General features: G+C 63.3%; 16 protein-coding genes. 9 read left to right on the forward strand and 7 right to left on the reverse strand.

From position 1 onward, the window contains the following. Window positions 1–8: 8 nt before the first annotated feature. Window positions 9–3545, reverse strand: coding sequence for a DNA polymerase III subunit alpha (dnaE, locus tag BM269_RS00885; RefSeq protein ID WP_090434613.1), 3537 nt, complete (start codon window positions 3543–3545; stop codon window positions 9–11). 168 nt (window positions 3546–3713) lie between these two features. Between dnaE and BM269_RS00890 the strand changes: the two genes are divergently transcribed. Beyond that, complete coding sequence (locus BM269_RS00890; protein ID WP_211482645.1) at window positions 3714–4016, forward strand: c-type cytochrome; 303 nt, start codon at window positions 3714–3716, stop codon at window positions 4014–4016. 59 nt (window positions 4017–4075) lie between these two features. Here BM269_RS00890 and BM269_RS00895 read toward each other — a convergent pair whose 3' ends face one another. After that, window positions 4076–4636 (reverse strand): DUF1444 family protein, encoded by a 561-nt coding sequence (locus BM269_RS00895; protein ID WP_090434618.1) that lies wholly within the window; start codon window positions 4634–4636, stop codon window positions 4076–4078. Window positions 4637–4780: 144 nt separating this feature from the next. Here BM269_RS00895 and BM269_RS00900 point away from each other — a divergent pair, with 144 nt between their 5' ends. Further along, window positions 4781–5662 (forward strand): sulfurtransferase, encoded by an 882-nt coding sequence (locus BM269_RS00900; RefSeq protein ID WP_090434621.1) that lies wholly within the window; start codon window positions 4781–4783, stop codon window positions 5660–5662. Between the two features lie 94 nt (window positions 5663–5756). Here BM269_RS00900 and BM269_RS00905 read toward each other — a convergent pair whose 3' ends face one another. Then, window positions 5757–7190, reverse strand: coding sequence for a DEAD/DEAH box helicase (locus tag BM269_RS00905; RefSeq protein WP_090434626.1), 1434 nt, complete (start codon window positions 7188–7190; stop codon window positions 5757–5759). Between the two features lie 118 nt (window positions 7191–7308). Here BM269_RS00905 and BM269_RS00910 point away from each other — a divergent pair, with 118 nt between their 5' ends. From BM269_RS00910 to BM269_RS00930, 5 genes are read left to right on the forward strand one after another with little or no spacing between them, the layout of a single operon-like run. Further along, a complete protein-coding gene (locus tag BM269_RS00910) occupies window positions 7309–10386 on the forward strand; it encodes a ligand-binding sensor domain-containing diguanylate cyclase (RefSeq protein WP_090434629.1) in 3078 nt (1025 codons plus the stop codon). Beyond that, a complete protein-coding gene (locus BM269_RS00915; protein WP_090434632.1) occupies window positions 10386–10583 on the forward strand; it encodes an oxidoreductase-like domain-containing protein in 198 nt (65 codons plus the stop codon). Before BM269_RS00910 ends, BM269_RS00915 begins: the two co-directional genes overlap by 1 nt. 10 nt (window positions 10584–10593) lie before the next feature. Beyond that, window positions 10594–11856 carry an NRAMP family divalent metal transporter gene (locus BM269_RS00920; RefSeq protein WP_090434635.1) on the forward strand — a complete coding sequence of 421 codons (1263 nt, stop codon included), beginning with the start codon at window positions 10594–10596 and terminating at the stop codon, window positions 11854–11856. Window positions 11857–11861: 5 nt separating this feature from the next. Next, window positions 11862–12194: a hypothetical protein gene (locus tag BM269_RS00925; RefSeq protein ID WP_090434638.1), complete on the forward strand. Its 333-nt coding sequence runs from the start codon at window positions 11862–11864 to the stop codon at window positions 12192–12194. A 3-nt stretch (window positions 12195–12197) separates the two neighbouring features. Further along, window positions 12198–12965 (forward strand): substrate-binding periplasmic protein, encoded by a 768-nt coding sequence (locus BM269_RS00930; protein WP_090434641.1) that lies wholly within the window; start codon window positions 12198–12200, stop codon window positions 12963–12965. 12 nt (window positions 12966–12977) lie between these two features. On the opposite strand, the gene lpxO is transcribed toward BM269_RS00930, so the two are convergent. Continuing rightward, window positions 12978–13877, reverse strand: coding sequence for a lipid A hydroxylase LpxO (gene lpxO, locus BM269_RS00935; RefSeq protein ID WP_090434644.1), 900 nt, complete (start codon window positions 13875–13877; stop codon window positions 12978–12980). Between the two features lie 100 nt (window positions 13878–13977). Here lpxO and BM269_RS00940 point away from each other — a divergent pair, with 100 nt between their 5' ends. Beyond that, the gene (locus BM269_RS00940; protein ID WP_090434647.1) at window positions 13978–14814 is read left to right on the forward strand and encodes a class I SAM-dependent methyltransferase; all 837 of its coding nucleotides are present in this window, start codon (window positions 13978–13980) and stop codon (window positions 14812–14814) included. 10 nt (window positions 14815–14824) lie between these two features. Here the strand turns inward: BM269_RS00940 and BM269_RS00945 are convergent, their stop codons facing one another. Then, a complete protein-coding gene (locus BM269_RS00945) occupies window positions 14825–15835 on the reverse strand; it encodes an alpha/beta fold hydrolase (protein ID WP_090434649.1) in 1011 nt (336 codons plus the stop codon). Window positions 15836–15951: 116 nt separating this feature from the next. Between BM269_RS00945 and BM269_RS00950 the strand changes: the two genes are divergently transcribed. Then, window positions 15952–16770 (forward strand): helix-turn-helix domain-containing protein, encoded by an 819-nt coding sequence (locus tag BM269_RS00950; RefSeq protein WP_090434653.1) that lies wholly within the window; start codon window positions 15952–15954, stop codon window positions 16768–16770. Here BM269_RS00950 and BM269_RS00955 read toward each other — a convergent pair. Next, window positions 16767–17486, reverse strand: coding sequence for a PEP-CTERM sorting domain-containing protein (locus BM269_RS00955; RefSeq protein ID WP_090434655.1), 720 nt, complete (start codon window positions 17484–17486; stop codon window positions 16767–16769). The two genes, BM269_RS00950 and BM269_RS00955, sit on opposite strands and share 4 nt — an antisense overlap. Further along, a complete protein-coding gene (locus BM269_RS00960; RefSeq protein WP_090434658.1) occupies window positions 17483–18214 on the reverse strand; it encodes a PEP-CTERM sorting domain-containing protein in 732 nt (243 codons plus the stop codon). Before BM269_RS00960 ends, BM269_RS00955 begins: the two co-directional genes overlap by 4 nt. Window positions 18215–18255 lie beyond the last annotated feature (41 nt).

Consider the following 18255-nt stretch of genomic DNA (forward strand, 5'->3'; position numbering starts at 1 on the left):
ATAACACATCAATACTCGATCGCTACTTCCTGCGCTCCCAAGCCCTGTTCCAGTGCGATTTTCAGTGCATCGGACGGCGCCACGCGCCAATCGTCGCCAAGTTGCAACACGCAGTCGATGCCCTGCGGCTTGACGCGCATCGACAGCGGCAAGCCGTATTCGTCGCGGTGCGGGCCGAGAATTTCCGCCAGCCTGGCCGGCGCTACGGCCTTGGGCAGCGCCAAGCCGATCTGGCGGCCGAACTGGATGCGGGCCGCGGTGATGTTGTAGACCTTTTCCGCCGAAATGCGCAGGCCGCCCGAGAAGCGGTCCTCCGACACCTTGCCCGTCACGCACAGGAACTCGTCTTCCTTGAACATATGCTTGTTCGGTTCAAAGACTTCGTTGTAGACGGTGACTTCGACCACGGCGGTCTTGTCGTCCAGCGTGACGATCAGCAGCTTGCCGCGCTGGGTCATCTGGGTGCGGATGCCGGAAATCACGCCGCACATCATGCGCGGTTCGCGCGAAGGTTCGAGCTCGGACAACTTGGTGCGCGCGAAGCGGCGCGCTTCCTGCTGGTAAGAGTCGAACATGTGGCCGGACAGGTAGTAGCCCAGCGCAATCTTCTCTTCCGCCAGCTTTTCGCGGTCGGTCCAGGGCGTGGCCTGTACATAATCCGGCGGCGCCACCAGGTCGGAATCGTCGCCCCCGAACAGGCTGACCTGGTTGGCCGACTTGGCTTCCTGGTCCGCGTATTCCATGGCGAAGCTGACCGAGGCAAACAGCACCGCGCGATCGACGCCAAAGCCGTCAAACGCGCCGGCGCGGATCAGGGCTTCGATGGTGCGGCGGTTCATCTGCTTCTTGTCCACGCGCTTGCAGAAGTCGAACAGGCTGGTGAACGGGCCGCCGCTGGTGCGCGCTGCGATGATCGCCTCGATCGCGTTCTGGCCCGCGCCCTTCACGCCACCCAGGCCGTAGCGGATCCTGGTGGCCTTCTTGCCAGGCTCCCCATCCGGACGGAAATGGTACGCCGACTGGTTGACGTCCGGCGGCAGGATGGTCAGGCCGCAGACGTCGATCGAGTCTTCGACCAGGATCTTGACCTTCTCGGTATCGTCCATGGCCAGCGACATGTTGGCTGCCATGAACGCTGCGGTGTGGTGATGCTTGAGGTAGGCGGTGTGGTACGACAGCAGCGCATACGCCGCCGCGTGCGATTTGTTGAAGCCGTAGCCGGCGAACTTCTCCATCAAGTCGAAGATCTCGTCGGCCTTTTCGACGGTCAGCCCCCCCTCTTGCGCGCCCTTGCGGAACAACTCGCGATGCTCCGCCATCTCCTCGGCTTTTTTCTTACCCATCGCACGGCGCAGCATGTCCGCGCCGCCCAGCGAGTAGCCGCCGATGATCTGCGCCATCTGCATAACCTGTTCCTGGTAAACCATGATGCCGTAGGTTTCGGACAGGATGCCCTCGGTGCGGGGATCGGGGTAGTCGAACTTCTCGCCGTGCTTACGCTTGCAGAAGTCCGGAATCAGGTCCATCGGGCCCGGACGGTACAGCGCCACCAGCGCGATAATGTCTTCGAAACGGTCCGGACGCGCATCTTTCAGCATGCCCTGCATGCCGCGCGATTCAAGCTGGAACACGGCGACGGTTTTCGCCTTGGTCAGCAGCTCGTAGGTCGGGCGGTCGTTCAACGGCAGCTTGGCCAGGTCGAACTCGGCCAGCTCAGGATCGAGGTCCTTGATGTAGTTGACGGCGCGATCCAGGATGGTGAGCGTGGTCAAGCCCAGGAAGTCGAACTTCACCAGGCCGATGGCCTCCACGTCGTCCTTGTCGAACTGCGACACCACGCCGGTATCGCCGGACTGGGTGTACAGCGGACAGAAGTCGGTCAGCTTGCCCGGCGCGATCAGGACGCCGCCGGCGTGCATGCCGATGTTACGGGTGATGCCCTCCACCTGCTGCGCGAGATCGAGCAGTTGGCGTACTTCTTCTTCGTTTTCCTGGCGCTCTTTCAGCAGCGGTTCTTCCTCGATCGCCTCCGCAATCGAGACCGGCTTGCCCGGCTTGAACGGGATCAGCTTGGACACACCGTCGCAGAACATATAGCCGAAGTCCATCACGCGGCCCACGTCGCGGATCGCGCCCTTGGCCGCCATGGTACCGAAGGTGGCGATCTGCGACACCGCCTCGCGGCCGTACAGGTCCTTCACGTGCTGGATCACCAGCTCGCGCTTTTCCTGGCAGAAGTCAATATCGAAGTCGGGCATCGATACCCGCTCCGGGTTCAGGAAACGCTCGAACAGCAGGTTGTACTTCAGCGGATCCAGGTCGGTAATCTTCAGCGCGTAGGCCACCAGCGAGCCCGCACCGGAACCACGGCCCGGCCCGATCGGCACGCCGTTATTCTTGCCCCACTGGATAAACTCCGCAACGATCAGGAAGTAGCCCGGGAACTTCATCTTGATGATGGTGTCGTTCTCGAACTTCAGTCGCGCCTCGTAGCGCGGGCGCTCCTTCTCACGCTTCTCCGGGTCGGGGAACAGCTGGATCAGGCGCTCCTCCAGCCCCTTGGTGGTTTCCGAGACCAGGAACTCGTCGATGGTCATGCCCGGCGTCGGGAAGTTCGGCAGCTGCGGCTTGCCCAGCACCAGCGACAGGTTGCAGCGCTTGGCGATTTCCACCGAGTTTTGCAGCGCGGCAGGCAGGTCGTGGAACAGCTCGGCCATCTCCGCCTGGGTCAGGAAGCGCATTTGCTCGTTGAAGCGCTTGACGCGCTTGGCGTTGGCCAGCATTTCGCCTTCCGCGATACAGACGCGCGCCTCGTGGGCGATGAATTCGTCCTGCGACAGGAACTGCACCGGGTGCGTGGCCACCACCGGCAGGCCAAGCCTGGCGGCAATCGCCACCGACTGGCGCACCTGCACTTCCTGGTTGGCCTGGCCGGCGCGCTGGATCTCGACGTAGAAATGGCCGTTCGGGAAAATCTCCGCCCACTTGCGGGCGTTGGCTTCCGCCAGTTCCAGGTTGCCGTTCTCGATGGCCTGGCCGATGTCGCCGAAATGGGCGCCGGACAAGGCGATCAGGCAATTGCGCGGATCTTCGTCCGGCAGCAGCGGATACTGCTTGTTCGGCAAGTCGCGCAGCCATTCGGTGCGGATCTCCGCGCGGCCCTTCCACTGGTTGTTCAACCACGCTTCCGACAGCAGCTCGCACAACTGCAGGTAGCCCATGCGGTTCTTCGCGAACAGCATAATGCGGTGCGGTTTGTCGCGGTTCTCGTCGTTGGTGATCCAGGTATCGACGCCGACGATAGGTTTGATGCCCTTGCCGCGCGCCGCCTTGTAGAAGCGCACCATGGCGAACATATTGGCCAGGTCGGTGATGGCCAGGGCACCCTGGCCGTCCTTCACCGCCTTCTTGATCATGTCGTCGTAGCGCACCAGGCCGTCGACAATCGAGTATTCCGTATGCACGCGCAGGTGGACGAATTGCGGTCCCACGGGCCCTGCGGCTGGCGTGGCGTCTACTGGCTGGTCGATTGCTTCAATGCTCATGGGGCGGGCGGGATGTTAAGTCGAATATCCCCCTATTTTAACGCCTGAGCTGACTGGACTGCTATTCGTCGACGGGCGGATACGCGCCATAATTGTTACAAATGAGCGCGTTATGGCCGCATGGCGCGGCTAGAATCACCTTTAGCAAATCCACCCTTGGAGATGAAGATGAAAATTGTTGCTGCCGCCCTGCTGATGACCGCCTCGCTGGCGGCCTATGCGGAAGAACCTGAGCAGTTGGCCAAATCGAAGAGCTGCTTCGCCTGCCACGCCATGGCCAAGAAGCTGGTGGGACCTTCGTTCAAGGATGTCGCGGCCAAATACAAAAGCGACAAGGGCGCTGAAGACAAGCTGGTGCTGAAAGTGCTGCAGGGCGGCTCCGGTGTCTGGGGTGCGGTTCCGATGCCGCCGAACCAGGTGACCGACGCCGAAGCACACCAACTGGTGCGCTGGGTCCTGGCGCAGAAGTAAGCACTAACCGGGGCGGCCTTCCACCGCGCGTAGCGCTGGCAGTGAAAGGCGCAATGCCGTCATGCGGGTTTGCGGATGCGGAAGGTGTTCCCGCTGATCAGGTGATCTCCGTTCTGCTGGACGCGCTCCACCATTTCCTTCAGCGTGGCGACGCCCTCCTCCGAGGCCATGTCGCAGAACGCCAGGATGTCGCGGGCCGGCACAGCGACCATGAAGCCTTCGTCGACCAGGTCCGCCAGGTCGCGCTGCCATAGCGCCTGCAGCAGGAACATGCTGGCCTCGAAATTGCCATCGACGAATACGCCGAAGATCGGCCCATGCTGCTCGACCCGCATCTGCTGGCTGCACAGCTGGTCCAGGTTGGCGATGGCCGAGCGGTGCAACTGCGCCGCGTCCATGCCGCCTTCAGCCAGATGGCGATGCTGTACGTAGACCAGGCCTTCCGGTTCATCGACGACATACGCCGCCATCAGGCCGCAACCCACCGGGCGCAATACCGGGCTATCGGATTCTGGCAAGGCAAGCGCTGCCTCGCCATCTGCTTCGACCGTGCTTTTCAGGTATGCCACGGCACGCGTCAGGAAATCGTACGTTGGATTGAATGCTGCGCCATCTTTCATTGAGTCGACCTTTCTAATTTGCATCATTTGATAGCAATTATTCCAGATCATTTAACCATTTGGCAATCCCTGCCTATTATTTGGGCATTTCGCCGAGTGCGGCTATAATGTCGGCTGTTCCGGATTCAATCGATTACCAATCCCATGCAAGCAACCATCGACAACGCGCCTGCAACGCCCGGCGCGGCACCAGCCGTTTACGTCAATATCGCGGCCTACAAATTCATCACCCTGAACCAGCTGGACGAACTGCGCCCGCAATACCAGGACATCTGCGCCCGCCTGGGCCTGAAGGGCACCATCCTGCTGACCCCGGAAGGCATCAATATGTTCCTGTCCGGCACCCGCGGCAATATCGACGCGTACCTGGCCTGGGTGCGCAGCGATGCGCGCCTGGCGGACCTGGAAGTCAAGGAAAGCCTGTCGGCCGAGCAGTCGCACCGCCGCATGCTGGTGCGCATCAAGAAAGAAATCATCACCATGCGCCATCCGCTGATCCGTCCGGAGGAAGGCCGCGCACCGCATGTGCAAGCGAAGACCCTGAAGCGCTGGCTGGACCAGGGCCACGACGATAACGGCAAGCCGGTCGTGATGGTCGAAACCCGCAACGACTACGAAGTGGACGTGGGCACCTTCAACAACACCGTCGACTACCGCCTGACCAAGTTCACCGAATTTCCGGAAGTGATCGAGAAGCACAAGGCTGATTTCGAAGGCAAGACCGTGGTGACCTTCTGCACCGGCGGCATCCGCTGCGAGAAAGCCGCGATCCACATGCAGAACATCGGCTACGACAATGTGTACCAGCTCGAAGGCGGCATCCTGAAGTACTTCGAGGAAGTGGGCGGCGCGCACTACACCGGCGATTGTTTCGTGTTCGACTACCGCACGGCGCTGAACCCTCAGCTCGAGCCGACAGAAACCAAGCAATGCTTCGCCTGCCGCGCCGTGGTGACGCCGCGCCAGCAGCTGGCACCGGAATACGTGGCGGGGGTTTCTTGCCCGGCCTGCTTCGGCAAGCATTAATCGAGTCAGACCCCGAGTGCCAGACCCTCAGGGTCAGGCACCATCGTCCACGATCGAAAAAAAAGCCCGCTGGCCAGCGGGCTTTTTTTTCGTCTTAGCCTTTCGGCAGTCCGCCCAGCAGGGCGGCAATTTTTTGTTTCGGCTTGGCCGGTGCGGCCGGCGCCGCAGCAGCCGGGGCAGCATTGCCGCGAGTCGGCTCGTACGGCTTCAGGAACCATGGATCGACTTTCTCGCGGCGTGGCGGGAACGCCGGTCCGTCGCCACGGCCTTCGCGGCGTTCGCCGCTGCGCGGTGCGCGGTCGCTCTGGGTGCGGTCGCGGCGGCGGTCGCCATGGCGCTCGTCGCTGCGGAAGCCGCCCGGCACAAAGCCTTCCAGCGTGCCGCGCGGGACGGTCTGCTTGATCAGCTTTTCGATGTCGGCCAGCAGGCGTTCATCCTTGTCCGAGTAGATCGAAATCGCGTCGCCCGATGCGCCGGCCCGGCCGGTACGGCCAATACGGTGCACATAGTCTTCCGCGTTGTACGGCAAATCGAAGTTGATCACGCAAGGCAGGTCGGAAATATCCAGGCCGCGCGCCGCCACATCGGTGGCCACCAGCACGTCGATCTCGCCTTTCTTGAAGGCCTCCAGCGCCTGCATGCGTTCCTGCTGCGTCTTGTCGCCGTGGATGGCTGCGGCCTTCATGCCCTCGGTCACCAAACCGCGCGCCAGGCGCGAAGCGCCGATCTTGGTATTGGAGAACACGATCACCTGTTTCATCTCGCGCTGGCGCAGGATGTGGGCAACGGCATCGCGCTTGTGGTCTTCGTTGACCTTGTACACCACCTGCGTCACTTTTTCCGCCGTGGCATTGGAGCGCGCCACTTCGATGGTGATCGGATCGGTCAGGAAGCTCGATGCCAGCTTCTTGATCTCCGGCGAGAAGGTGGCCGAGAACATCAGGTTCTGGCGCTTCTTCGGCAGCAGGTTGATGATGCGCTGCAGGTCGGGCAGGAAGCCCATGTCCAGCATGCGGTCGGCTTCATCCATGACCAGCATCTGCACCTGGCCCAGCGAAATATTCTTTTGCTCCACGTGGTCCAGCAGGCGGCCCGGGGTGGCGATCACGATTTCCACGCCGCTGCGCAGCTTCTCAGTCTGCGGCTTCATGTCCATGCCGCCGAAGACGACGGTGGAACGCAGCGGAGTGTGCTTGCAATAGGCGGCCACGTTTTCCGCCACCTGCACCGCCAGTTCGCGGGTCGGCGCCAGTACCAGGGCACGCACCGGGTGGCGCGCCGGGCTCATCGACGTGTTCGCATGGGCCAGCAGCAGCTGGATGATCGGCAGCGAAAAACTGGCCGTCTTACCGGTACCGGTCTGGGCAGCACCCATCACGTCGCGACCCTGCAGCAGGATCGGGATCGCTTTCGCCTGGATCGGCGTAGGGTGCACGTATCCCTGGTCGGTCAGTGCGCGCTCGATTTCCGGCGCCAGGCCGAAATCGGCGAACTTTACTTGCTCAGGGGTGTTCTCAATATCAGACATACAATTCTTTAATTAACGGCGGCCAACCCCGCATGATACCCGAGAACTGTGGTAAAGCGCATGGATTGGGGCTCCGGAGCGGAAATTATTGCCGAGATGGAAGCTATAATGTCACTAAATGAATGCTATTAACGCTCGCGGCTGGCATCTGAGCCGCATTCTCTTGCTGGTCGTCCTGGCAAGCAGCCTGTTCGCGGCTGCCGCCCAGGCCGCCGCGCCATCGCTGCGCTTCCGCAAACTGGGGCCGCTCGGCAATGACGAACCCTCCATGTTATCGCTGCTGCAAGACAAGCGCGGCTTCATGTGGATCGGCACCCAAGCGAACGGCCTGTACCGCTATGACGGCTACCGCGTCACCAAGTACCGCAGCAAGGCGGGCGACCCGCGCACGCTGCCGCATGACCGCGTCGCCGCGCTGTTTGAAGATAAGCAGGGCCGGCTGTGGGCCGGGACCCAGAATGGCCTGGCGCGCTTCAACCCGGAAAGCAACGATTTCACAGCCTTCGTGCCCAGCAATGCACCCCATAGCGGCCGCATCATCCGCGCCATGGTGTCGGATGGGGGAGACGGCATGTGGTTGGCGACCTGGGGCGGGCTGCAGCACTTCGCGCCGGGCACCGGCAAGTTCACCCTGCACCTGCACGATCCGGCCCGTCCAGGCAGCCTGGGCGGCAACGACCTGAATGCAGTGGCGGTCGATGGCAAGGGCGGCGTCTGGGCCGCCACCTGGCCCGGCGGCCTGGACTACCTGCCCGCCGGCACCAGCGAATTCGAGCACCGCCGCGTGGACAAGGGCCAGGACCCGAATGCACGCGCCAACATCGTACGGGCCCTGCAATTCGACCGCAACGGCGTGCTGTGGATTGGCACCGAGGGCGGCGTGTGGCGCTGGGACAGCAGCAAGCCATGGGACACGCGCGAAACCGTGAGCGTGCCCGACAGCCGGGTTACCAGCTTCTACTTCGACCGCGACGGCACACTCTGGGCCACCACCCTGTCGGCCGGCCTGCTGCGCTGGGATGCCGTGGCCCAGCGCTTCGACCAGTACAGCCACAACAGCGACGACCCATATTCCTTGCCGGGCGATAACCTGCGCGCCATGCTGCAGGACCGCGGCGGCATGCTGTGGATCGCTTCCTTCACCGATGGCATTGCCCTGGTCAACCTGAGCAGCAGCGGCTTCACGCGCTACTTGCCCTACCGCCTGGACGGACGCCACGGCCGCGCCAACAACGCCTTGCTGAGCCTGGAAACCGGCCCGCACGGCACAGTCTGGGTAGCCGGCAACCTCGGCGTCGGCCAGTTCGATCCGGCCAAGGGCGCGGTGCTGCGGCGCTACCAGGCCGACGGCCGGCCCGGTGCGATCAACAGCAATATCGTCTACAGCCTGTACCAGCAGCCCGCCGGACCGTTGTGGGTCGGCACGGCCAACGGCCTGAACCGGCTGGATACGCCGGACGGCAAATTCAAGCTGGTACGCTTTGGCAATACCGCAAGCGACTTCATCAACTCCATTGCGCCGGGCAAGGATGGCGTGCTGTGGCTCGGCACCGGCAACAGCCTGGTGCGCTACGACACGCAGCGCGACCGCTCCCTGCTGTTTTATCACGACCCGCAAAATCCGGACAGCCGCAGTGTCGGCGGCGCCAGCGTGGTGTTGGAAGACAGCAAAGGCCGCGTGTGGATGGGGTCGGAATTCAACGGCGGCGGGCTCGATTTGCTGGACCCGGCCACCGGCAAGTTCCGCCACCTGCGCGCCGGCGGCCCGGAAGGCATGATCGACGATAACGTCACTTCGCTGCACGAGGACGCCGAAGGCCGGCTGTGGGTCGGCACCTCGCGCGGCCTGGTGCAGGTGGAAGAAACGGCCCGCGGCGGCCTGCGCCTGCGCTCGCACGCCGCGGCCGTGCAACACTTGAAAACGCTGTCGATCCAGTCCGATGCCAAGGGCAGGATCTGGGCCAGCACGCTGGCGGGCCTGTTCCGCTTGAATCCCGGCAATGGTTCGGCCCAGCTGTATACCGTGGCCGACGGCATGACCGACGGCTTCACCACCAATGCCTCGGCGCCCGGCGCGGACGGCAAGCTGTACTTCGGCGGCGTGCACGGCATGACCGGCATCGACCCGGAACAGGTGCGCAGCGATTCGGTGCCGCCGCAGGTAGCCATCACCGACATCAAGCTGTTCAGCCACTCCCTAAGCGAAGGCCGCTTCCGCGAGCAGGCCCGGCTGGAGGGCCCGCTGACGGCGCCCACCGGCCTGGTGCTGTCGTCGCAAGCCACCGCCTTCACCATCGAATTCGCCGCCCTGCACTTCACCGAACCGTCGCAGAACCGCTACGCCTACCAACTGCAAGGCTTCGACCCCGACTGGCAGGAAACCGATGCCGAGCGCCGTGTGGCCACCTACACCAACCTCGACCCGGGGCGCTACCTGTTCCGGGTGCGCGCGGCCAACCATCACGGCAGCTGGAGCGAACATGCCGCCACGCTGGACGTGACCATCACGCCACCGTACTGGCAGACCAGCTGGTTCCGCCTGGCCGCCGCAGCCCTGATCCTGGGCGGTTTGTGGAGCCTGTACCACTGGCGCATCCGGCGCCTGACGCGCCTGCAGGCCGTGCTCGAACAGCAAGTCGCCGCCCGTACCGTCGAGCTGGAAGATTCCAACCGCAAGCTTGAAGCGCTGAGCCAGACCGACGGCCTGACCGGCGTCAGCAACCGGCGCGGCTTCGACCTGGCGCTGGAAGCGGAATGGCGGCGTGCCCAGCGCACCGGCCAGCCGCTGGCGCTGTCGATGCTGGATGTGGACTACTTCAAGAAATACAATGACCGCTATGGCCACCTGGCCGGCGATGCCACGCTGCGCGCGGTGGCGCGCGTGATCACCGAACACGGCCGGCGCAGCTCCGACCTGGTGGCGCGCTACGGCGGCGAAGAATTTGCGCTGCTGTCGGTCGCCACGCCTGGCGCCGACGCGATCGGCGTGGCGCAGACCATCTGCAGCGAACTGGCGCGGCTGCAGCTGCCGCACGATGCCTCGCCGCTGGGCCACGTGACCATCAGTATCGGCGTGGCAGTGCTGGTACCCACCGAAAACAGCCGCCCCGAACAATTGGTGCGCCTGGCCGACGCAGTGCTGTACCGCGCCAAGCAGCGCGGCCGCAACCAGGCCTTGCTGGCCATGGAAGAATAATGGACGTGGTCGCGCCTGACGATCCCAAGCCGCAACCGCCGGCCGAACCCGGCCCGGACGACTGCTGCCGCAGCGGTTGCACCTGGTGCGTGCTCGACCTCTACTACGAAGAGCTGGAGCGCTACCGCAGCGCCCTTGCTGCATGGGAAAAGCGCCATGTGAGTGCGCGAACAGAAGGGAAAGCGCGCCGCCGCTAGCATCGGTGGCATGGAACAGCAGAGCCAATCATGGCTGGACAAGCTCGGCCCGGGCCTGATCTCGGGGGCCGCCGACGACGATCCCAGCGGCATCGCCACCTATTCCCAGGCCGGAGCCCAGTTCGGCTTCGGCATGCTGTGGCTGGGACTGTTCACCTATCCGCTGATGGTCGGCATCCAGGAAACCAGCGCCCGCATCGGCCGCACCAGCGGGCGCGGCCTGGCATCCAATATGCGCCGCTGCTTCCCGGCCTGGATCTTGTATGCCATGGTCAGCCTGCTGCTGTTTGCCAACACCATCAATATCGCCGCCGACCTGGCTGCCATGGGCGATGCGCTGCACCTGGTGGCAGGCGGCAAGGCGCAATGGCATGCGCTGGCCTTCGGCCTGCTGTCGGTGTTGCTGCAAGTCTTCATCCCCTACCAGCGCTATGCGCGCCTGCTGAAATGGCTGACGCTGGCGCTGCTGGCCTATGCCGCCACGGTACTGGTGATCGACGTGCCCTGGCGCGAAGTAGCCATCCACACCTTCGCGCCGCACATCCAGTGGAACAAGGAGTACCTGACCACCATGGTCGCGGTGTTCGGCACCACCATCAGCCCCTACCTGTTCTTCTGGCAGGCTGCGCAGGAAGTCGAGGAACTGCACGCCGACCCACAGGCCGAACCACTCAAGCGCGCGCCGCGCCAGGTACGCCCGCAACTGCGCCGCATCAAACTCGATACCGCCATCGGCATGGGCTTTTCGAACCTGGTGGCGTGGTCGATCATGCTGACCACCGCGGTCACGCTTCATGCGCATGGCATCTTCCATGTCGGCTCGTCGGCGCAGGCTGCGGCGGCGTTGCGGCCGATTGCAGGCGAATTGGCCTTTGCGCTGTTCGGGCTGGGCATCATCGGCACCGGCTTGCTGGCCATTCCCGTGCTGGCCGGTTCGGCTGCCTACGCCGTGGCTGGCGCCTTCAACTGGCGCAGCAGCCTGGAACTGCAGCCGCGGGCTGCGCGCAAGTTCTACGCCATCATCGCCGCCGCCACGCTGGCCGGCGTTGGCATCGGCTTCCTCCCCATGGACCCGATGCGGGCCCTGTTCTGGAGCGCCGTCATCAACGGCGTGGTGGCGGTGCCGGTAATGGTGGTGACGATGCTGCTGTCGACCCGGCGCGGAGTGATGGGCGGGGTGGTCCTGTCACGCCGCCTGCGTGTGCTGGGCTGGTCCTGTACAACAGTGATGGCCCTGGCTGTTTTGGCCATGTTCGCCAGCATGGTAAGCTAGCGCGCATGAACAAACGACACTTCCTGCTGGCCCTTGCGGCAGCAATCACCCTTCCCTCCCTGCCTGCGCTGGCCAACGATGCCCGCCCATTCCCGGCAAAGGCCAAGCGCGGCAAGATCAGGTTCGGGTATGCGCCCGACATCGCCATCGACGGCAAGCCGCGCCAGCTCTCGCCTGCGGCGCGCATCTTCAGCGAAGAGAACCTGACCGTGGTGCCGAACATGCTGGCCGATGCGACCTTCATCGTCAACTACACGGAAGACATGAACGGCTATGTCGACCGCATCTGGATCCTGACGCAGGACGAAATGCGCCTGCCGGCAGCCAACACGCGCTGACCTATGCCGCGGCGCCGCCTTGCCTTCGCCCTGCTGCTTGCGGCCGCGGCACCGGCCGGCGCCGACACCATCGTCAAGGCCTACAACAGTTATCGCGGGCCGCCCTACTCCGACGGCAATAGCGGCCTTGCGCCGGAACTGGTGCGCTATGTGAACCGCAAGCTGGAAGGCCGCTACACGCTGCAGTTGGTGTCGCTGCAGCGCCGCCAGTTGAACCAGCTGATGGAAGCACCCGCCGGCTTCGACGGCGTGGCGCTGTTCCTGTCGCCGGCCTTCGTCGGCGACGTGCCGCGCAAGCGTTTCCATTGGAGCCCGGCCTTCCTGGAAGACAGCAATGCCATCGTGTCGCGCATCGATAATCCGGTGCGCTACCAAGGACCGGCGTCCCTGGTGGGCTTGCGCTTTGCCGGCATTTACGGCAACCGTTATTCAGGCATCGACGAATATGTCGGCAAGAGCCTGACACGCAGCAACGCGCCCGATGCGATGTCGAACCTGCGCAAGCTGGTGGCGGGCCAGGCCGATTTCACCGTGATGCCGCTCAGCTCGTTCCGCTACCTGCGGCGCCAGATGGACAGGGAAAAGCTTGCGGTGGGGCAGTTGCATCTGGGCGACAAGCCCTTCAGCCAGTTCGGCCGCCATTTCGTGCTGGCGCGCGGCGCCGGCGAGCTGGCAGCGGAACTGGACAAGATCGCAGCCGCCATGCCCTGCGATCGCGAATGGCGCCGCATCGCCCTGCGCTACCAGTTCACCGTCGCCGCGTGCCGCTGAAACGCCGCCGCCTCAGATGTAATAGATCGCTGCTGCTACGCCGATAATCAGGCCAAACTTGGTGATCTTATAGACGGTCTTGTTCCAGGCTTTGAAGGCGCGGCGGTATTTGCCGGCGTAGAAGGACACGCGGAACAGCTTCGACACCAGGCCGACCTGGTCGCCCTGCTCGTTCGGCGAAGCGGCCGCCGTCATCATGGTGCGGCCCAGGAAACGGTTGACTGCCTGCGCCCAGCGATAGCGCATCGGGCGCTCCACGTCGCAAAACAGGATGATGCGGTCGCTCTCGGAGCCGTTGATGGCCCAGTGGATATAGGTTTCGTCGAAAATCACGCCCTGCCCGTCGCGCCAGCTATGGCGCTCGCCGTCAACGTCGATGAAGCAGCGGTCATCGTTCGGCGTGGCCAGGCCCAGGTGGTAGCGCAGCGAACCGGCGAACGGGTCGCGGTGCGGATTGAGCTTGCCGCCCGGCGGCAGTTCGGCAAACATGGCGGCCTTCACCGCTGGGATCGAGGCCAGCAGGGCGTAGGTCTGCGGGCACAGTTCCTGGGCCGACGGGTGGCTGGCGTTGTACCACTTCAGGTAAAAGCGCTTCCAGCCATTCTTGAAGAAGGAGTTGAAGCCGGCATCGTCGTTCTTTTCCGAAGCCTTGATCTTCTGCAGGCGCAGCAGGTTTTCCGCCTCGGCGCGGATCACTTGCCAATTGTCTTCCAGCGGCTTGAGTTCCTTGAAGGTGTCAACCGGCAGGTAAGGCGTGGATGGCACGCGCGAGAACCAGTGCATGAAGATATTGATTGGAGCCATGAACGACGAGTGGTCGAACAGTTGGCGGCCGAACGGGAGGCGTACCTTGCCACGGAAGTGGATATGCAGGACGGACAAGATGTAAAAGCCGACAACAGCCCATTTCATTGCGAAACCTCGGAAAGATCCAAACCTGCGATTCTACCGCAGTCTGCAAAGTGAGTATTTGTGAATATCGCAACAATGTAAGCATGCTATCGTGGCGCGCATGACTTGTATTATTTGCTACGCCCCATTGAAGGCCGGCCTCTCAGGCTGGCACCGTACCTGCCCTGGCTGCGCCTACGAAGGCGCGGCCCATTTTGTTACACCCGCAGCAAGCGACGAGGACTTGCGGGAAGCGTCGCTGAATGCGCTGCGCCAGGAGAACTGCCGCACCGTCGTCGCCCTCACCCGCCAGTTCGCCGCGCCGCGCGCCAACACCCTGCTTGACGTGGGCAGCGCCCATGGCTGGTTCCTGGAAGCGGCATCCTGCGCCTTCGACGTACTGGGCGTCGAGCCCGACGAAGCGCTGGCACGGCAAGCGGCCGTGCGCGGGCTGCCGGTGCGTATCGGCTACTTCCCGCAGGCGCTGGCGGAGGGGGAACAATTCGACATCATCGTCCTGAACGAAGTGATCGAACATATTCCCGACATCCGTGCCGCGCTGCGCGATTGCCACCAGCGCCTGGCGCCGGACGGCACCCTGGTGCTGAACCTGCCGAGCAGCCACGGGCTGTGTTACCGACTGTCCAAGCTGTTCGCGCGCTTCGGCCTCCATGCGCCGTTCGACCGGCTGTGGCAAAAGGGCATGCCTTCGCCGCATGTGCATTACTTCAATCCGGCCAACCTCACCAGGCTGGTGGAACGCGAGGGCTTTACCCTGCGCCACAGCACCGAACTGGCCGCCGTGAAGAAGGAAGGCATGTGGCGCTGGATGACGGTGTTCGGCCAGGTACATCCGTTCAAGGCGCCGCTGCGCTACCTTGGCATGCGCTGGGTGGTGCTGCCGCTGATGCGGCTCTTCCCCAGCGATATCATGGTCTGCATCTACCGCAAGCGTTAGGCGTTAGGTTTTAGGCGCTGCGCCACAGCGCCAGCGCTTCGCGCGCAATCAGGTCCGGGCGCTCTTCGGGCCAGAACAATTTGCTGCCTTCGATGCGGCGCACACCCTTGCTGTTGCCGAAAGCCTGTTCGAGATAGTCGGCACCGCGCGGCAGGAAGATGCCGTCAGCCATGCCCCACAACACGCGTACCGGGGCCGTGCTGGTTTTCAGCGCGGGCTTGATGCCGTGCAGCGCGTTGCGTTCCAGCGCCGCGATGTAGCCGTGCAAGCGCTGCGGATGGTCGACCAGGGGGCGCAGGTAAGTTTCGAATACCTCGTCCGCCAGCGCGGCAGGGCGGGCGTAGCATAGGCCTCCCAGGCCTTCGGGCGAGCGCGCCTTGTCCTTGTCCGCCAGCCAGGGCTCCAGCCACTCCTGCGCGAATTTGCCTTGCTTGGCCAGTTCGATCACCGGCAGCATGGCCGGTGGCGGGCAATCGATTTCGGTATCGCAGTTGGCCAGCAGCAGGCTGCGCGCACGCTCCGGATGCAGCACCAGGAATAGCTGCGCCACGGCGCCGCCGCTGTCGCTGGCGACCAGGTCGACCTTATCAATACCCAGTTTGTCGAGCAGTTCGGCCAGCATGGCTACCTGGCCTTCAGGATCGAGTTTGGCGTCCGGCGCAGGCTCGCTGTGGCCAAGGCCGAGGAAGTCCGGCGCGATGCAGCGGCGATGGGGCGCCAGGCGCGCCACCGCGCCACGCCACTGGAAGCTGTTCAGAGGAAGGCCGTGCAGGAACAGGGCCGCCTGCGGCCCGTGGCCCCGCTCGACCACAGCCACACGTCCGGCGCTGGTGGCGACGAAGCGCCGCGCCGCCTGCCAGCGCCTGGCATCGCGCGCCGCCTCGGTCCGCAATGCAGCGTCGCCCACCGCGACGCCCACCGCACCTCCCGATCCAACGCCTGGTGCGGCGCTGGCGAAGCGTCCCGCGCTGGTCATGGCGGTCAATGCGGCGGCGGCTTTTAAAAAGCTTCGGCGAATCATGCTCATCTCCTTCAAGACAGGTTATCGATGGAATGCATGATCGGTCCGAGAGCGACGCGAAGCAATGACCTCGGAGGTCATGGAACTGCCTCACAAAACCTTGCTAATATCGCCACATGAACGCAAACCCGACCCCGATCGTCCACGTTGGCGCCCTGCTGCGCGAATGGCGCTCCGCCCGCCGCCTGAGCCAGATGGACCTGGCGCTGGACGCCGGCCTCTCCACCCGCCATCTGAGCTGCATCGAAACCGGCAAGGCCCAGCCCAGCCGCGACATCCTGACACGCATCGCCGACACGCTGGACATGACGCTGCGCGACCGCAATGCGCTGCTGGTGGCCGCCGGCTACGCCCCGCGCTACACGGAATCCGCGCTGGCCAATCCCGAACTGGCGCCGATGCGGCGCGCGATCGAGGCCATGCTGAAGCAGCAGGAACCCTACCCCGCCTTCCTGATGAACCGCCACTGGGATATCGTGATGGCCAACGAGGCCGCCATCCGCATGAACCGTTGGCTGCTGGGCGGTCGCGACAGCCCGCACCGCAATATGCTGCGCCACGCATTCGACCCGCAGGACTTGCGCGCCGCACTGGTGAACTGGGAAGAAATCGCAGGCCACCTGCTGGCCCACCTGCACAAGCTGGTTGCGACAACGCCCAACGACGCCAAGGCGCGCGCCCTGCTGGACGAAGTCCTCGCCTATCCCGGCGTGCCCGAGAAATGGCGCCAGCGCGACCTGCGTAGCGTACCGGCGCCGTTGCTTGAAACGGTGTTCGAGCGCGACGGGCAGCGCGTGGCGTTCTTCTCCACCATCACCACCTTCGGCACCCCGCGCGACGTCACGCTGGAGGAACTGCACGTCGAAGCGTGCTTCCCTTCCGACGAGGCCAGCGCCGCCTTCTGCCGCGATCTTGCAATTGCCAGCGCAGCTTAGTTGCGCTTTCGCCTGCGCAGGCCCGCGATGGCAGCCAAGCCGATACCGAATAGCGCCGCTGTAGCTGGTTCAGGGACAGCGGCCACCTTCAAGTCACTCTCCCAACCCTCCCATTCCAGCCACGTTTCAGCGCCGGTGCTCCAGTCATTCCGGACACGGCTCCACACTGTGCCGAACGTCACCTCCGATAGAGACTCCCGGTGCCACAGCGTTTCCGCCAAGGCAGCATCGATTGAAGTCGCCCAGTCCATTCCAGTCCCTTTGAAGAGCAGCTGGTAGCTGGCGCTGTAGAAAAGCGATGTACTATCGTTCCAATTGTATTCATTCTTTTCGACAGCGAAAATGAAGTGACCCGTGTAGCTGCCATCGAGTGCTACCTGAATATTGGCATATAGGACTTGATCGGGAGGTTCCGCAGATTCGAACCGGGCAAGATAGCCGTTGTCGAACGGCGATTTGATACCCGATTGGTCAAAGTCGAAAAAGCAGGTCGAACTGTGCGCCGTGCCGACGTATCGGTTGCGGCAATCGCGCTGGGAAGTCAGGTTTGAACGCAAGGTGCCGCCAAACGGCGTGAAGATCTGCGTGTCATAACTGAGGACATCGTCTTTGACGCTCCAGTGCTTGCCGGAGTCGACATTAAATGTCGTCGCGATGCCGGCATGCGCCAAGCCAGTCGAAGCCAGGAGGATGGCTGGCAACACGAGGGACTTCACCCTTTCCTCCGGCGCAGGGCAACGAGGGCAGCCAAGCCGATACCGAACAGCGCCGGGGCGGCAGGTTCAGGAACCGCTGCTGCTGCATCGAGGTCCACAGTACCGTCCCAGCCCTCGCCAATGACACTCAACGACTCGCCAGTCAGGGGATCAATCGTCTCACGTAGCCAATCGGTACTGAACGTCTTTGAGTACATCGTTTCTTTGTTCCACATCGCTTCTGCGAGGGATGCATTCATGGTCGTATCCCATGCCAAGCCCTCACCGCGGAACCTGAACATATAAATCGTCAAGGAGTTGTTCACGTAGCTACCGTTCCCGCCTTGGATGAACTCGTCCATCAAGTGTACGAACGAGAAGTAACCGGAGTAACTACCATCTCTCTTTACTTGAAGCCGGCTCTGCAGGCTGGCCGTTATCGGAACATCGGTGTCAAAGCGGCTTCGATAATCCTGGAAATACGGCGTTTTCCAGTCTGACTGGTCGGCGAAGAAACAGGTCGAGTTATGCGCATCCCCACTGACGCTGTTAAGGCAATTGCGCAACGAACTCAAGTCGGAACGCAGCGTGCCGCTGAACGATTTCAGGACCTTGTCGTCATAGTTGAAGCTTTGATTATTGCCGGTCCAATGCTTGCCGAAATCGACCGTAAATGGGCTTGCGATGCCGGCTTGGGCCGTTCCGGCGACCAGGGCCAGCAGCATGGCTGGCAGGGCGAGAAGTTTCATACTTTATATTTAATTTTCAAAATATAAAGTATGCAATAAAA

This window comes from Duganella sp. CF458, from assembly GCF_900113115.1.
Lineage (GTDB): Bacteria > Pseudomonadota > Gammaproteobacteria > Burkholderiales > Burkholderiaceae_D > Rugamonas.

Bases quoted from the DNA above. Each gene is read 5' to 3' on its own strand.
- dnaE (WP_090434613.1), bottom strand. From the start codon at position 3,545: ATGAGCATTGAAGCAATCGACCAGCCAGTAGACGCCACGCCAGCCGCA.
- BM269_RS00890 (WP_211482645.1), top strand. From the start codon at position 3,714: ATGAAAATTGTTGCTGCCGCCCTGCTGATGACCGCCTCGCTGGCGGCC.
- BM269_RS00895 (WP_090434618.1), bottom strand. From the start codon at position 4,636: ATGAAAGATGGCGCAGCATTCAATCCAACGTACGATTTCCTGACGCGT.
- BM269_RS00900 (WP_090434621.1), top strand. From the start codon at position 4,781: ATGCAAGCAACCATCGACAACGCGCCTGCAACGCCCGGCGCGGCACCA.
- BM269_RS00905 (WP_090434626.1), bottom strand. From the start codon at position 7,190: ATGTCTGATATTGAGAACACCCCTGAGCAAGTAAAGTTCGCCGATTTC.
- BM269_RS00910 (WP_090434629.1), top strand. From the start codon at position 7,309: ATGAATGCTATTAACGCTCGCGGCTGGCATCTGAGCCGCATTCTCTTG.
- BM269_RS00915 (WP_090434632.1), top strand. From the start codon at position 10,386: ATGGACGTGGTCGCGCCTGACGATCCCAAGCCGCAACCGCCGGCCGAA.
- BM269_RS00920 (WP_090434635.1), top strand. From the start codon at position 10,594: ATGGAACAGCAGAGCCAATCATGGCTGGACAAGCTCGGCCCGGGCCTG.
- BM269_RS00925 (WP_090434638.1), top strand. From the start codon at position 11,862: ATGAACAAACGACACTTCCTGCTGGCCCTTGCGGCAGCAATCACCCTT.
- BM269_RS00930 (WP_090434641.1), top strand. From the start codon at position 12,198: ATGCCGCGGCGCCGCCTTGCCTTCGCCCTGCTGCTTGCGGCCGCGGCA.
- lpxO (WP_090434644.1), bottom strand. From the start codon at position 13,877: ATGAAATGGGCTGTTGTCGGCTTTTACATCTTGTCCGTCCTGCATATC.
- BM269_RS00940 (WP_090434647.1), top strand. From the start codon at position 13,978: ATGACTTGTATTATTTGCTACGCCCCATTGAAGGCCGGCCTCTCAGGC.
- BM269_RS00945 (WP_090434649.1), bottom strand. From the start codon at position 15,835: ATGATTCGCCGAAGCTTTTTAAAAGCCGCCGCCGCATTGACCGCCATG.
- BM269_RS00950 (WP_090434653.1), top strand. From the start codon at position 15,952: ATGAACGCAAACCCGACCCCGATCGTCCACGTTGGCGCCCTGCTGCGC.
- BM269_RS00960 (WP_090434658.1), bottom strand. From the start codon at position 18,214: ATGAAACTTCTCGCCCTGCCAGCCATGCTGCTGGCCCTGGTCGCCGGA.